Below are 12,754 nucleotides of genomic sequence, written 5' to 3'. Positions count from 1 at the left end.
ACCACTAACTATCTTTAACAGCTAATCCCACAGCCTCAGAAATGGAATTCAATCCGTTTTGTTCCAATTTCAACAGCAAACCTTGGAGAATGCTACGTATAATTCCCGGTCCTTGATAAACCCAGCCCGTGTAAATCTGTACTAAACAAGCACCAGCAGTAATCTTATCCCAAGCGTCTTCTGCTGTAAAAATTCCACCTACGCCGATAATGGGGATTTCTCCTTGACTTTGCTGCCAAATATACTTAATTACCTCTGTGGAAGTTTTTCTTACTGGTTTACCGCTGATTCCACCCGCTTCTTCTGATAGCGATTTACCAGTTTGAGCAAGTATCTTAGTATTTAATCCTTCACGCTTAATAGTTGTATTAGTAGCAATAATTCCTGCCAATTTGTAACTTTGAGCCAAGGAGACAATTTCTGTAATTGCTTCCCATTCTAAATCTGGCGAAATTTTCACAAATATTGGTTTCTGTAAATTATTTTCTTGTTGTAAAGCATCCAGAATAGAGCTTAACATGGCTGCATCTTGCAGTTTTCGTAATCCTGGAGTATTCGGTGAAGAAACGTTTACTACAAAGTAATCACCGTAATTTTTCAGTAAGTTAAAGCTGTGACGATAATCATTGGCGGCTTCTTCTAAGGGTGTAACTTTGGATTTACCTAAATTTATACCGATAGGAATTAAAGGGTTAGGCTTTAAAGTGAGTTTTGCTAAACGTGCTGCCATTGCATCTGCGCCGCAGTTATTAAAACCCATGCGATTAAGAGCGGCTTCATCTTTTGGTAAGCGAAACAAGCGAGGGCGGGGATTTCCCGGTTGTGCAAGTGATGTCACAGTTCCAATTTCTGCAAAACCGAAACCCAGACTAGACCACATAGGGGTTGCAACACCATCTTTATCAAACCCAGCAGCTAAGCCAACGGGATTGGGAAATTGTAACCCAAACAAAGATTGTGACAAACGCGAATCTTGCAGACAAAACGATTGCTGCAAACGACTTTTAATAGAGCTACTGGGTTGGCTATGGGCATTATTTCCCAACCACTCTAAAGTATTTATTGTCTTTGAATGCAGGTTCTCGGGATCTGCTTTGATTAGGTTGAATAAGAGCGGACGTAGTGCAACTTGATAAATATCCAATTTAGTTTGAAAAATAAAATAGAATTACGGTTTTTAGTTAGCATTTGGGAGTTATGAGTTAAGAGTAAGAAGTTATAAGTAGAACTGTAATTATTTTTATCTTTGTCCCCTTGTCTCCTTATCTCCCCATCTGAAAATAATTGAGAGCTAAACTTAAGCCCATTTTTTGGGCATCTTATATGGTAACAGGCTATGTTTACCAATAATCAGATGAGGCAGCATCAAAAATTTACAGCCGCAGAGCAGCAAATCTTCTCTTTGGGGCGCATCCTTCAAACTTTGAGGGAAGAGGATAATGCTGAGGTTCTGATTGAAAAGACTATTTCATATATTAAGGAGCAGTTTGATTATTCTTTAATCTGGATTGCTCTTTACGACCGTCTCAATCATATATTGTTCGGCAAAGGTGGTGCGACACCGGATAGTAATTATGACAATAGTTATTTTCAACAACGGGTAGTTTTAAGTCCGGGAGATTTGCTAGAACAAGTCGTAATCCAGCAACGTCCAATGGGTGTAGCTGATTTACGAATGGAAAAACGAGCGGAAGGATGGCAAGAAATAGCGACAAAGTTCGATATTCAGGGAACAATTATGTTACCCATCCGCCATAAAGACCGTTGTTTAGGTGTCTTATTACTTGGCTCTAAACGTTGGGGTTACTTGATCGGTAGCGAAGCCAAGGCTCAGCTAATGATTGTAGTGGGAGAACTTGCAGCAGCACTTTTCCAACTAGAAATAGATTTACAAAACAAGCAAACTAAGAAACCAGATGAGGTATTACTAAGACTTTTAGAAAAATTAAGAACTCTGGCTACTTTGGAACAAAGGTTGGAGTCTGTAGTATCTGCTACTCACCAGTTTATCGCTCCGACTCGAACAAACGTTTACTGGTTTAGTCCCCAAGAACGTTCTTTTTGGCGTAGAATCAGCACTCAGTTTTTTAACTTAGGTAAAGTTTCAAATCAACAGAAAGCAAAAACCGCTTTGACGGTAGAAGATTTAAGCGATTTTTATTACGCTTTATCAGCAAATCAACTTGTCTGGATTGGAGACGGACGCAGTTCGCTGAAAAGTTACAGTACAAAAAACTTGCTCAAACGTCTTGATGCACGCAGTCTTTTAGTTGCTCCAATACTTTGGCAAAAGAATTTGTTGGGTTTTTTGGCAGTGGAAGGAAAAGAACCTCGTATCTGGACGGAAGTCGATAAAAACTTTGTCAAAGGTGCTGCTGGGTTAATTTCGCTAGTTTCTTTAACCGAAAATATGGAAAGCACTATTCAACAAATTCAAGAAGATGCTTACCTAAAAAGCCAAATAGTAGAAGGCATTTATAACGATGAAGATATTGAGTTGGTTTTACATAATTGTGCGGTAAAAGTTTTAAACAGATTAGCTGCAAATCGTTTTTTATTACTGTCTTTCGATAGAGAACTATACAAATACAACTTTTTTTTCCAAAACCAATTATCAAATCGGCGACATTTAAAATTTGGTTTAGAGGAATTAAAAGAAGTAGATGCCAAACTTTTGGAGCGTTCTACACAAGCTGTAAGTGTGGAAAACCTAGAGGAAGATTTACGATTCTTTAATTGGCGTTCTTCTTTACTTGAAGCAGGATTGCGTTCTATTTTAGTTAGCAACTGTACTCCTCAAGACAACAATGATGCAATTCTAATTATTGGCAGCGAAAACAATCGATCTTGGACCACTTTAGAAAAAGAGTTAGTCAAAACCGTTGCTCAACAAGTAGGGGTAATTTTTCGTCAGTGGCAACTTTATCAGCAAACTCAAAATCAGCAAAAAATTTGGCATACTTTCGGGCAAAGCCTGCGCGTTCTTGAAACGGTAGAAGATAGCAAATCTGGTGAAGGAGAACATCTCGCTGAAAGCTTGGTACTAGAACAAATAGCCACAATTCTTAATTGTCCTTTAACTCTGCTCCTATCTTGGAATACTGGTGACGAATTTGCTCAAATTATACCTGGGACTGTTGCTAACAATCATTTTAAAGTGATTGCAGAAACAACGATACCGCTCCAAAATGACATACTGATTAGCTCAGCACTAAAAGTAGAAGGTTTAGTCAGCATTAATGCTTCAGAATTGCCCGAATCAACTAGAGAGTGGCTTTGCGGTACTGGAATTGGCGAAATTTTGCTTATTGCTTTACGCACGCGGCAAGAACACGAACCTACTGGCGTAATATTAATGGCTGATTATCCTCACCGACAGTGGTCACCAGAAATTTTGGATGCTGTAGAAACCCTTGTTAATCAACTAGCCTGGTTTAGTCGGCAAAAACAATTTACACAATTTGCTTGTGCGAAAAATGAGGAATTGCAGCAACTAAATTGGTATAAACATCGAACATTTGAAAATGTCAGGCAAAATACTGTCACATTACTGAGTCAAATACACGATTTAGGTATTCCAGATGACGAAATAACTCTGACACGCTATCAGCAATTATTACGACAATTAGATAATACTGTTGCTTCATCAACTGCATTATTAAAGCTCGAACAGTCGCAACTAGTTTTTCATAAAGAAACTTTACCGATCGCAAGTCTATTAAAAGGTTCTTTGAAAGGAATTAATAAATTGCTTAAACAGCATAAACTTTGGGTAGGAGTGCATGGTTTAGGACAAAAACTTGAAGGTGAAGATTCTTATATTGATGATTCTTTCATCTCTAATTCACAAATAATAGTCAGCGGCGACATCCGCAAAATTGAGTTAATTGTCAGCGAATTATTAATTGCAGCTTGTCATCGTTCTCAAGATGGCGGCAGAATAGATATTTGGTGCCGTCGTTTAGAACCGCAAACCCTAGAAGTTTCAATTACAGACAACGGTACTATTAATCCCGAGCTATTAGAAGAATTACAGCAAGATGCTTTCCCCGACTTACTCACTCAATCTAAGCAAGAACACTTACCTATAAAGCAATTATTGATATGTAAGAAACTAATACAACAACTTCAAGGGCAATTGGATTTCTATCAATTACCAGATGCTAGAGTAGTTAGTCGTTTGCTTTTACCGATTGAGGAATAGGGGATTGGGTATTGGGCATGAAATAGTTTGAGGGTAAGTAATTATATTCCCTTTCTCCTTCACTGCACCGCGCCCTAACTTATAATAAATTTTTCGGAGATCGGCTTAGACTCATGGGACGCAACCGTTCTAAATCGGATTTACCATCGAAAATATGTCCGGTGTGTCAGCGTCCTTTTACCTGGCGCAAAAAATGGGCAGATTGTTGGGATGACGTAAAATATTGTTCTGAACGTTGCCGTCGTCGGCGCTCGGAAGCTAGTAATAATGATGAAAATTAAGTGCTAGAAAATGAGATTATGAATATTACTTCTGGAAACTTATTGATGCTTCCAAGAGTAATTGCAAATCAACTGACTTTATTAGGACTTAGACAACCGGCACATTTGTTTGTAGGGGTTGTGATACTTTGACTCGTTTTGAAGTTAATAATAAGGCTTATAGTGTCACGCACTACCCGAGTGTTGTGAAACTTACCTAAGTCATGTCTATAAAAAATTAAACAGTAAATAATAAAAATGAATCTCAAGGTGCGACCTAAATTAATTATTCATGGAGGAGCTGGTAGCTCTCTTCAAGGTAAAGGAGGAGTGGAAAAGGTACGCCGCTCTCTTCATAAGGTAGTAGAAGAAGTTTATTCTGTGCTGATGTCCGGAGGTAGTGCAAGTGAAGCGGTTGTCAAGGGTTGTCAAATGTTAGAAGACGATCCTTGTTTTAATGCCGGTACTGGCTCGGTACTGCAATCCGATGGTCAAGTTCGCATGAGTGCTGCTTTAATGGATGGCATAACACAAAGTTTTAGTGGTGTCATTAATATTACACGAATCCAAAATCCGATTGATTTAGCTAAAGCTTTACAAAGTTCTTCGGATAGAGTTCTTTCGGATTATGGTGCTGCGGAGTTAGCACGGGAATTACAGATACCTAGTTATAATCCTCTAACCGACCTACGTTTGGAAGAGTGGTTGCAGGAGCGTCAAGATAATTTTAAAAAGACGATGGCTGGAGTAGTAGCCGAAAAAGAACTTGTATCAAACGGCAATGCCGGACGAGGCACTATTGGCGTAGTCGCTTTAGATAGTCAAGGAAATTTATCTGCTGGAACTTCTACCGGAGGTAAGGGTTTTGAGCGTATCGGAAGGGTTAGTGATTCCGCCATGCCAGCAGGCAACTACGCTACTAAAGATGCAGCAGTAAGCTGCACGGGTATTGGTGAAGATATTATCGATGAATGTTTAGCACCACGAATTGTGGTGCGTGTGGGTGATGGAATGACTCTTCAAGATGCCATGCAGCGTTCATTTAATGAATCGCATCAAAATAAACGAGATTTGGGAGCGATCGCCCTTGATGCAAAAGGAACAATTGCTTGGGGCAAAACCAGCGAAGTCTTACTTGCTGCTTACCATGACGGCGAAAAAATTGGTGATACTTTGGAAGCTTCCGAAGTAATGCAGGTTGGATGTCTTTAATTAAGGTTAAAGGGTAAAGGTCAAAGGTCAAAGTTTGGGAATGGGTAATTGCTAATTGGTAATTGCTAATTGGCAAGCAACTAGTAATTGGGAAATTAGGAAACTGGTAAGAGTAAGATACGGGGAATTGTAAATTTATTACGAGCGGTGAATGACTACCTGTTACCTGTTACCTGTTACCTATTACCTATTACCAATTACCCATTACCATTACTCCTACTCCTTACCCTTCATCTTCCATCCTTCTTTGACGGTTTGACGCTGACGTGCAATAACTAAGCTGTCGTCGGGGACATCATCTGTTACTGTTGAACCTGCTGCTACGTATACATTATTTCCTAAGGTTATTGGTGCAACTAAAACGCTGTTGGAGCCAGTTCCGGTATTGTTACCAATTGTGGTTTTATGCTTGTTTACACCGTCATAGTTGGCTGTAATTGTACCCGCACCGATATTTACTTTGGTACCTGTGGTTGTGTTTCCTAAGTAAGATAAGTGAGCGGTTTTGGTTCCGTTGCCTAATTTACTATTCTTTAATTCAACGAAATTACCTACGCGACATTTTTCACCAACTTCTACATGACCGCGTAAGTGGGCGTAAGGTCCAATTTGGGTTGAATTTTGGACTGTGCTATCAGAAATGACCGAATATTTGGCGGTGACGTTTTCGCCAATCAAACTATTTTCAATTAAGCTTCCCGGACCAATACGACTTCCCGCTTTAATAACTGTATTGCCCCGTAAGTGAGTCTGAGGTTCAATAATTACATCTGGTTCTAATTCTACTGTTTCATCAATAGTGATACTGGCGGAATCGATCAAAGTTACGCCAGCTTTCATCCATTTTTCTTTGATTCTTGCTTGCAATATATCGTAAGCACCTGATAATTGTAAGCGGTCGTTGATGCCTCCAATTTCTTGGAAATCTTCTACATCTACCGCCATAACTGGGGTAACTTTAGTAACGGCATCAGTGAGATAATATTCTTTTTGAGCGTTGTTTGTCTGTAGGTGAGGTAATACCTTTTCTAAATCTTTCCAACGAAAACAGTAAACCCCAGCATTAATACGCTGGTTTTCTCTTTGAGCGGCAGTACAGTCTTTATCTTCAATAATTTGCTGTAATACATTCTTGTCATCGCAAAAAACTCGCCCATATCCTTTAGGATTGGGTAGTTTTGCTGTAAGAACAGTAGCCGCATTTTGATTTTCTTGATGGATTTGTAAGAAATGTGTTAAAGTTTCGCTGCGTAAGAGCGGTACATCACCATTAAGAACAAGCAAATCCCCACTATACCCTTCTAAATGAGGTAGTAATTGCTGGATGGCATGACCCGTTCCTAACTGCTCGGTTTGTTCGACAAACTCAACATCAGGAATGGGTTGCAAGGCTGTTTTTACCTCTTGGGCTCGATAACCTACAATCGCTATCCGACGTTCCGGCTGCAGTGGTTCAACACTTTGAATAACTCTTTCGACAAGAGATTTTCCGCCTAAAGAATGCAAAACCTTTGGTAGGTTTGATTTCATTCTTGTACCGCGACCAGCCGCTAAAATTGCTACTACTACCATAATCAGCCAACAGCTATAGATAAATACGATTACATATTTTATTTTCGGCTTAAAATATACCCGATTACATAGCAAACCGAAATGTTAATCGCTTACAATTAACTGTGATTTATGGTGCTGATGAATTCAGTAAACTGCTGCATTAGTTTTTTGTCGCGCCAACCTTTGTCTGTTTCTTCCATCATGATTGATAATGCTTCAGTAGGTGTAAAAGCCTTTTTATAGGGTCTTTCACTTGTTAAGGCATCATAAATATCAATCATTTGAAACACTTGAGCCAAGAGGGGAATTTCATTTTCTTTGAGTCCATCAGGATAGCCACTACCATCCCAACGTTCGTGGTGGCTGCGGATAATGGGGATTACTCCGCGCATACTGCGTAACGGCTGACAGATTTGCTCTCCAATTAAAACGTGCTGTCTCATTTCTTCCCACTCAGCAGGTGTTAATTTTCCTTTCTTGAGCAATACCGAATCGGAAATTCCCACCTTACCAATGTCATGAAGATAGCCTCCCCACATCAAATCTCTAACTTGATTGCGCGAAAGACCAAGATATTCGCCGAAAGCTTTTCCTAAGTTTACCAGCCGTTCGCAATGATCGCCGGTATTGGGGTCGCGGCTTTCAATCGCTCTTGCAATAGAAAACAGTGCTTTTTCTGCATGATCTAAATCTTCATTCAGACGCTTCTGACGAACTAAAGACTTAACCCGTGCGGCCAATTCCACTCTGTCAAAGGGTTTGCTTAAAAAATCATCCGCTCCTACTTCAATTCCCCGAATTCGCGATCGCCTATCGTTCAGAGCCGTAATGAAAATCACGGGGATCAGCCTGGTTTGCTCGTCCTGCTTGAGTAGTTGACAAACTTCAAAGCCATCCATTTCGGGCATCATGACATCAAGCAAAATCAAATCCGGTTGTTTTTCGCTGACCAAATGCACCGCAACAGAACCACTTTCTGCTTCAATCACTTCGTAGCCTTCCATTCCTAAAAGTGCTACTGCTGTCATCCTACTAGCAGCATGGTCGTCAACTACTAAAACTTTGGGAACATCATTTTCAAAGCAATCTAAACTATATTCTTTGTTCTGTAAGGTTGCTGAAAACAATAAATTGCTATTGGTATTTTTCAGACCATAATTACTAGAATCCTCGCTGTCAGTTTGTTGTACTTTTAAATCATGAGTAGATAATTCCGAACTATGACGCTCAGATTCCGTTGGTAAGGCATGATTTTTACCGACTCTGTTGTATCGGTTTGTGGGGTTTGACCCAGCAACTTTTAGCTCGGTAGAACCTGTATAATTGGATTTCCATTGAATCACAAAGGCACTCCATTTGTTTAGCAACAATGCAATGTTTCAAAAACTAGTTTAGTACTTTAATGTATTTCAAAAAGCATTTTTCTAGGCTTTTAATCATTGATACCTAGGTACTTTGACACAAAATACAATACTAATTTATTTAATGTTTTTTTAAAGAATGTGGAGAAATTTGATAGCATTTTTCCACAGTTCTATAATTATAGTATGTTCAACTAAAGCCAATATTCAATCAGGTTTTACACGGATATTTATATTGATAGCGGCGTTCACATAATCTTTGAATTACGGTATATATATCAGGAAATACAATTACTTAAACTTAAAAAATTTATTTTATAAAGTACATATAGTATTTTTGCCGAACCAACAATATATTTATGAACCTATACTCTATGCTCAACATATTACGATCCTAAAGTTAAATTATTGTATAAGTAATAGATATTGTTGATAGTAAGTAAAATTAATATAGTTTATATTACTTAATAAAGCACAATCTTAAGCATCAACTATAACTAGGTAATGGGAAAAGTTACCGTTACGTGCAGACAAGTATTATACCAGCAATTTCCTCAATAGAAATCAACTATTTTCTTTAAAGCCAACGTTTACGCCAACGCGATGTAGCTTCCAAATCGGAATCCTGTTGTTCGAGTTCGCGCCGTTTAATGATTGCCTCTGGGGAATCGATTAATTTTGGGTCTCGGTAGGGAATAGCTGCGCGAGTTTGTAAGTGTTCTTTTTCTGATTGTGAGAGAGAAGCAAATTGATGTGGATAATAATTTAAGTCTTTTGTTTGCTTGTCTATGGAACATAGAGAATTCAATTTTGCAACAGTTCCGGGTGCTTTTCTACCTACCGGAGAAGTTGAAGCGATGTTTAATCCACAATGTAAAAGTGCAGTGCGTACAGCAGCAGCGCAAGAATAAGTGGCTAGTAAAGCATCTGGCTGTAAACACTGAGAAACTAGATTTAAGAATTCAATTGTCCATAGCTGAGGGCACTGAGGCGGCGAAAAAGGATCGAGAAAAATTGCGTCAGCCTTAAAACCGGATTGATACACTTGGTTAATTTTATCTCTAGCATCACCAATTAGCAGTTCGGCTTTGAAAGATGGTGTATTGACATGAAAATTAAAAGCTAACTTAGTCAAAATGTCTATTGAATTACTATTATAATTTTCAAATAATTGATGCTTAATCGCTGCTTGGGGTACTGTTGGATTTACTTCTAAAGCAACTACTTGTATAAAACACTCAGGATTAACTTCCCAAATTGTTTCAATTGCTGTTGCCGTGTTGTATCCTAGCCCATAACAAATATCTAATAATCGCACAACTCCTAATCCAGCTTTTTCTATTAATAAAGTAGGAACAACATACTTGAAATAACTTTCCTGCTTGGCTCCAAAATGACTATGAAATGATTCGTTAAATTCTTCAGAAAAGAAAGTATATGAGCCATCTGCTGTGAGTTTAGGTGTAAAATCTTGATTAGTCATTAAATTTTAGATTTGATATTTTAGATTTTTATAATACAGATTTGAAAATTTAAAACTTATAACTTTTAGTTTTTGTGTTTAAACTTTTAGAGTTTTTTGACGATATTACAGTTGTTAGCCGATAATAAATCATTATGAAACACACTTCTTCAATTGTTTCTAATCAATGGCTCTTTGAGAATCTCAACCATCCCGATATTGCTATATTTGATTGTCGTTTCTCCCTAGCTAATCCACAAGAGGGAAAGCAGCAGTATGAAACTAGCCATATTCCAGGAGCGTATTATTTAGATTTAAATCAAGACCTTTCATCAAAGGTACAACAGCATGGAGGAAGACATCCTTTACCCGATATTGAGGAATTTTCAGATAAATTATCTGCGATGGGAGTGAATTATGAAGAAACTTTTGTAATAGCTTATGATGATTCACGTTTTGCTTTTGCATCTCGGTTGTGGTGGTTGTTACGCTATTTAGGACACAAACAAGTTGCAGTCCTAGATGGGGGTTTTAATGGATGGCTGGCATCAGAATTTCCCGTTACAGATATTCTTCCCACTTCTTGCAAGGGAGCATTTATACCTCAGCCGCAAACTCAAATGATAGTAGATAGAGAAACTGTAAAGAATAGTAAAGACTCATCTCATACCGCTCTTATAGATTCAAGAGACAATGAGCGTTACCAAGGTCTTAGAGAACCAATAGATAAGATAGCTGGTCATATTCCTGGCGCAATGAATTATCCTTGGAAAGAAGTAACCGATTCTAATGGTTATTTACTTCCCCGAGAACAGCAAAGCCAGCGCTGGGAAAAATTAGAAAATGATCGAGAAATCATAGTTTATTGCGGTTCAGGTGTTACAGCCTGCGTTAATTTACTTTCTTTAGATTTGGCAGGTATTAATACGGGTAAACTTTATCCTGGTAGTTGGAGCGATTGGATTAGTTATTACGAGTAATATCATCTTCTGTTAAACAGTTATCATATCTTTGAGGCTAGGTAATTGGTAATTGCTAATGGGTAATTGGTAACTGGTAACTGGTAACTGTTAGCTGTTATCAAAACTGTCCTATATCCCAATTGTAATTAATCCCGAAAAACCAGCCATCAAAGTCAATATTCCGATCTGTGGAGCCACCTAAAGTGAAGCCGCTTTGTAGGTTGATGCTGCTGAGTTCTGATATACCGTATTTCAAGTTAGCGGATATTCGATGATACTGGTCTTCTCTGCTTCTTTCTAAAAAGTTGGATAAGTTAAACTGATAGTCAATACCGACTCGCAATGACTGTTGTAAATTATAGTTTAAAGATAACCAGACATAGTTAATAACTCGGTTGCGTTTTTCAGGTGGGTTTGTAAGACTCAGGCGAAATTCATAAAAACTATCCAAGTTTAACTTTGGCGCTAAAGCGTCTCTTCTTCCTACAGATAAACGGAAAGAGTTTTCATTTAAAAATTTATCACCGGAGGAAAAATTAAAGCGATCGCTGTTTTTTGAATAAAATAACTGCTGATTATTCCATCCGATTTCTCCGTACATTTTATTAGTCAGTTGCTGGTAAATACCCAAGTTAAATCTAATTTGGTTATAGTCAAATTCAGATTGTTCGCTGTATCGAATTATATTGCCGTCAATTGAACCATTCAGGTACGTTTTAGGTGCAATTTTGAAGGGTGCTGCTGCAAGTGTAAGTCCAGAAAATATTAAACCATCATCGATTGGGTTATTTCTAGAAGAAAAGATATTACTTGTATGGAAGTAGCCGACACGACCTAACAAATATCCGACAGGTTTAAAATTTTGTACGGGCTTTTCTATTGGTTGCGGTTGTTTTTTTTCTGGAGGTTGGGGTGCTTCGATAGGAACTTTCTCCGCTCTAATAGTACCTAATTCATTATTAAAAAAACCCATTTGTTTTTCATTCTCTTCGAGTCGCTCCAACAACCTTTCTAATCTTTTGGAACGTTCGTCTTCAAGAGTATCCAACTTTTGTTCGACTTCTTCCTGAGAAGTTGCAGGAAAATCTGTAGGCTGGCTTTCTAAAGGTGGAGGATCTTTTTCAACATTTTCTGGAGATGGTGGTGGTGGTGGTGGCGGATCTTTTTCGACATTTTCCGGAGGCGGTGGTGGTTGCAAGTCCGGATTTTGCACTACTTGTATTAGTCTACAATTTTCGCAAAAAAATGGGGCAGGCTGTTGAATAAGCCGTTGAGTCCCATTTTTTGAGATTCTATCTCGTGACTTATGATTTAATTGCTTATTTGGATTTGGGATGTCAGAAACAATGGTGGGTATAATTACTTCTTTTTGTTGTAAAGCAATTTCATCCTTTTCGGGTTCTGAAATATGAAAAAAGTTTCTATCTGTTGAAAACCTTGGGATGTTTATATTCTTCTTATCATCTACTCTGATGCGGTCAAGATTTAAAGAAGATTGATTTAGTGGCTGGGAATTTAATTCTGAGACAATTTCCTCTTTATTAATTTGGATACTTCGATTGGCAGCTTCTACCACTTCTACGTCAGTACAACACCATGCTGTACTGCCCGAGGCTAACATTGCATACGAACACAATTTTTTCCAATCTTTTAATTTCATCTTAAAACTTGTTTAGTTTGATTAGACTCAACTGAGAGATTTATAAATGTCCTGCTTACAATCTGAAATTCTGCCCAAA

The 12,754-nt window shown here is 38.3% G+C and carries 9 protein-coding genes; 4 read left to right on the top strand and 5 right to left on the bottom strand.

Annotated elements, in window-relative coordinates:
- Positions 1-4 precede the first annotated feature (4 nt).
- Positions 5-1,144, bottom strand: coding sequence for a quinone-dependent dihydroorotate dehydrogenase (locus tag RIV7116_RS02610; protein ID WP_015116712.1), 1,140 nt, complete (start codon positions 1,142-1,144; stop codon positions 5-7).
- Positions 1,145-1,336: 192 nt separating this feature from the next.
- On the opposite strand from RIV7116_RS02610, the gene RIV7116_RS02605 reads away from it, so the two are divergent.
- The 3 genes from RIV7116_RS02605 to RIV7116_RS02600 all read left to right on the top strand — a co-directional run bounded on the left by RIV7116_RS02605 (position 1,337) and on the right by RIV7116_RS02600 (position 5,676).
- Positions 1,337-4,204 (top strand): GAF domain-containing protein, encoded by a 2,868-nt coding sequence (locus tag RIV7116_RS02605; RefSeq protein WP_015116711.1) that lies wholly within the window; start codon positions 1,337-1,339, stop codon positions 4,202-4,204.
- A 113-nt stretch (positions 4,205-4,317) separates the two neighbouring features.
- Positions 4,318-4,485, top strand: a complete 168-nt coding sequence (locus RIV7116_RS34660) for a DUF2256 domain-containing protein (RefSeq protein ID WP_015116710.1) — start codon at positions 4,318-4,320, stop codon at positions 4,483-4,485.
- A 237-nt stretch (positions 4,486-4,722) separates the two neighbouring features.
- Positions 4,723-5,676: an isoaspartyl peptidase/L-asparaginase gene (locus RIV7116_RS02600; RefSeq protein ID WP_015116709.1), complete on the top strand. Its 954-nt coding sequence runs from the start codon at positions 4,723-4,725 to the stop codon at positions 5,674-5,676.
- 216 nt (positions 5,677-5,892) lie between these two features.
- On the opposite strand, the gene glmU is transcribed toward RIV7116_RS02600, so the two are convergent.
- The 3 genes from glmU to RIV7116_RS02585 form a co-directional block, all read right to left on the bottom strand.
- A complete protein-coding gene (glmU, locus tag RIV7116_RS02595) occupies positions 5,893-7,248 on the bottom strand; it encodes a bifunctional UDP-N-acetylglucosamine diphosphorylase/glucosamine-1-phosphate N-acetyltransferase GlmU (protein ID WP_015116708.1) in 1,356 nt (451 codons plus the stop codon).
- 98 nt (positions 7,249-7,346) lie between these two features.
- The gene (locus tag RIV7116_RS02590; RefSeq protein ID WP_015116707.1) at positions 7,347-8,573 is read right to left on the bottom strand and encodes a two-component system response regulator; all 1,227 of its coding nucleotides are present in this window, start codon (positions 8,571-8,573) and stop codon (positions 7,347-7,349) included.
- 595 nt (positions 8,574-9,168) lie between these two features.
- Positions 9,169-10,074 carry a tRNA (5-methylaminomethyl-2-thiouridine)(34)-methyltransferase MnmD gene (locus RIV7116_RS02585; RefSeq protein WP_015116706.1) on the bottom strand — a complete coding sequence of 302 codons (906 nt, stop codon included), beginning with the start codon at positions 10,072-10,074 and terminating at the stop codon, positions 9,169-9,171.
- A gap of 134 nt (positions 10,075-10,208) precedes the next feature.
- On the opposite strand from RIV7116_RS02585, the gene RIV7116_RS02580 reads away from it, so the two are divergent.
- Entirely contained in the window at positions 10,209-11,033 is an 825-nt protein-coding gene (locus RIV7116_RS02580; protein WP_015116705.1) for a sulfurtransferase, read from the top strand.
- A 100-nt stretch (positions 11,034-11,133) separates the two neighbouring features.
- Here the strand turns inward: RIV7116_RS02580 and RIV7116_RS02575 are convergent, their stop codons facing one another.
- Positions 11,134-12,675, bottom strand: coding sequence for a hypothetical protein (locus RIV7116_RS02575; protein WP_015116704.1), 1,542 nt, complete (start codon positions 12,673-12,675; stop codon positions 11,134-11,136).
- Positions 12,676-12,754: the final 79 nt, after the last annotated feature.

The sequence above is a fragment of the Rivularia sp. PCC 7116 genome, assembly GCF_000316665.1.
Taxonomy (GTDB): domain Bacteria; phylum Cyanobacteriota; class Cyanobacteriia; order Cyanobacteriales; family Nostocaceae; genus Rivularia.
The sequence above is the reverse complement of the archived record's forward strand: the minus strand, read 5'-3'. Positions and strand labels throughout refer to the sequence as shown.